2 protein-coding genes are annotated in these 2,963 nt (G+C 68.4%); both read right to left on the bottom strand.

Going from position 1 to position 2,963, the window contains the following annotated elements; translation table 11 throughout:
• Nucleotides 1–1,916: CBS domain-containing protein (locus tag FVW20_RS11265; RefSeq protein WP_231039053.1), on the bottom strand; the 1,916-nt coding region annotated here is incomplete at its 3' end.
• A gap of 44 nt (nucleotides 1,917–1,960) precedes the next feature.
• Nucleotides 1,961–2,833, bottom strand: a complete 873-nt coding sequence (gene xerD, locus FVW20_RS11260; RefSeq protein ID WP_196609658.1) for a site-specific tyrosine recombinase XerD — start codon at nucleotides 2,831–2,833, stop codon at nucleotides 1,961–1,963.
• Between the last annotated feature and the right edge of the window lie 130 nt (nucleotides 2,834–2,963).

Genomic DNA, 2,963 nt, shown 5'->3' with positions numbered 1-2,963 from the left:
GCTTCCGCCGTGGCCTCGTTGGAGGCGTCGCCCGCAGCGGGAAGGGCGGGCGGGGTGGCCGTGGTGCCGGAAATGCCGGTGGCGGGGAGGACGTTCAGGGTGACGTCCTGCCCGGCATCGGGCGCGGCGTCTTGTGCCGCATCGGGCGCGGTGTCGGGACGACCGTTGCCGCCGCGCGCCTTTTCCGATTCCCACGCGGGAAAGATGACCACGGCGGTCTTGAACTTGTGGTGCGCGCGCATGCGCCCCCCCAGTTCATTGGCAAGGGCGCGGGCAAAGGCGATGCCGTCGCCTTCAACCACCACATCAAGGTCAAGGTTGGGCCGCCCCAGCAATATGTCGCGCACGAAGCCGCCCACGGCGTACACCGGCACGCCCAGCCGATCGCCCAGCCTGCCTGCCAGTTCCAGCAGGCGGAAGTGGGTGTCGGGCAGGCGTTCCAGCAGCAGGGAGCGGATGTTCTTTTCGCGCCGGGATTCGGGCAGCAGCGTTTCCGGAATGCGGGCGGGTTCCTCGACCAGGGTATTGATGAGGTCGGTGCGGGTGATGACGCCCACCACGTCTCGCGCCTCCTCGTCGCCGTCGACACCGGACGGGGTGGGCGCCGGGGGGCGGTCCGCGCCATAGCTGCCCGCCAGATGCGGCGCGGGCACCCGGTCCACAACGGGCACCAGACGCTGGCGCTGGCCCACGATGATTTCCATGACCTTGTACAGGTCTTCGTTGGGCGTCACGGTCTGCACCCGGCGGTGCATGTATTCCGCCACGCCCATGTGCCCCAGCCCGTGCGCGATGGCCCGCGCGGCGGTCTGCTGCTCCAGGTAGCCCACGCACCGCCGGGTGCCCGAGGCGAACACGGGCACGGCCTTCAGGCCGTAGCGGGTCATGGTTTCCTCGGCGTCGGCGATGGAACGGTCGTCGTCAACACCCACCACGGGCGAGGACATCAGGTCGCGCACCCGCATCTGCGGGTTGATGGCGGAAAAGAGCAGCGCGAACAGTTCGTCGCGCACCTGTTGCAGGGTCTTGTCCTTGACCGATGCCGATGCCGCGTACGGGTGCCCCCCGCCCCCGAGCGAGGTGCACACCTGGGCCACGTCCACTTCGGCCAGGCGGCTGCGGGCCACCACCTGCACCCTGTCGCCCATGCGGCACAGGGCGAACAGCACCTTGATGTTCTCCATGTCCATCATCTTGTGCGCCAGCAGCGCGAAGTCGCCCATGTATGTTTCCATGGACGCCTCGGCGATGGTCACCAGCGTGCCGTTGATGTCGTGGGTGGTGGCCGATTCCAGCAGGGCGTTGAGAATGCCCACCTGCTCGCTGGTCAGGTCGCGGGCGATGAGTTCGGCGATGGCGTTCAGGTCCATGCCTTGCGTCTTCAGCCAGCCCGCGGCGGAAAAGTCGTGTTCGGTGGTGGAGGCAAAGGTGAACGAGCCGGTATCCTCGAAGATGCCAAGGCCGAGCATGGTGGCCTCGTCGCCGGAAAGGGTCAGCCCCCGTTCGCGGATCTCGGCCACGATGATGGCCGTGGTGGAACCCCACGGCAGCACGCGGCTGAACGCGGCGGGAAGGTCCTCGCCGGTGTCCGGATGGTGGTCCCAGAGGTGCACGGTGACGTCGTCGCGGGCCAGCACGTTGTGCACGTGGGGCACCCGCGAGTGCTGGCGGGTATCCACGATGACCAGCGTTTCCACGCTTTCCGGATCAATGTCGCGCGCCTGCCGGAAATTGAACATGTATGTGGCGCTTTCGATGAAGAAATTGCGCAGGGTGCGTTCCTGGCTGCCGGGAAACACCAGCACGGCGCCGGGGTACAGCTTGCCCGCGGCGACCATGGCGGCCAGCGCGTCGAAGTCTGCGTTGGCATGGGCGGTGATCAGCACCGGCGCGGCGGTCTTGGGGGTCTGCTGCATGCGTGGGTGTCCGTGTGGTCCTTGAGATGGGGCGCGGCGTCGGGTCAGGAGCGCGAACGGGGGTGATGGGCACGGTGCACCTGGCGCAGCCGGTCGGCCTGCACATGGGTGTAGATTTCCGTGGCGGCTATGTCGGCATGGCCCAGCAGCATCTGTACCGTGCGCAGGTCGGCCCCGCCGTCCAGAAGGTGGGTGGCGAAGGAGTGGCGAAAGGTGTGCGGCGAAATGTCCTTGCGGATGCCCGCCTCGGCCACGTGGCGCTTGACCACCTTCCACACCGCCTGGCGGGTCAGCCCCTTGCCCGACCGGTTCAGGAACAGGGCGTCCTCCACCGGGCGGAAGGCGGGCCGCCAGTCGCGGATGTAGGCCGCCAGCAGTTTGGCCGCCGTGTCGTGCACCGGCACGATGCGCTCCTTGGACCCCTTGCCGAATACCCGCACAAGGCCGGTCATGGGATCGAAGTCCAGCGGGCGCAAGCCGCACAGTTCGGAGACGCGCAGGCCGGAGGCGTACAGCAGCTCCAGCATGGTGCGGTCGCGAAAGCCCAGCCGGTCGGAAAGGTCGGGCCGGGCCAGCACAGCGGCCATTTCGTCGCGGGTCAGCACGTCGGGCAGGGTGCGCGGCAGCTTGGGGTTTTCCAGGTAGCGCAACGGGTCTGCCGCAAGCCGGCCCTCGGCCACGCCGTGGGCGAACAGCCCGCGCAGGGCCGAAAGATGGCGGGACAGGGTGCGGCTGGTCAGGCCGCGCCGCCGCAGATCCACGATGTACAGGAACAGGGTCTGTTCCGTGGCAGCTTCAAGGTCGATGCCGCCCTGCGCGAGAAAACCGGCAAAGTCGGCCAGGTCCGCCGCGTAGGCAGCCAGGGTGTTTTCCGCAAGGCCGCGCTCGATGAGCAGGTATTCCAGATACCCGTCGATGAGCGGGTGCGATGCCTTGGGCGCCTCATCCTGCCCGGCGCGCGGGGCAGGGGTGCGTGTGGCACGCGGCGTTACCTGCCTGGCCGGTTTGGCGCCGCGACGGGCGGGCACTGCCCCGGCGGATTCACCG

Source organism: Nitratidesulfovibrio oxamicus (assembly GCF_015731765.1).
GTDB classification, from domain to species: Bacteria; Desulfobacterota; Desulfovibrionia; order Desulfovibrionales; family Desulfovibrionaceae; genus Cupidesulfovibrio; species Cupidesulfovibrio oxamicus.
This window is presented reverse-complemented; position numbering and strand designations above follow the sequence as displayed.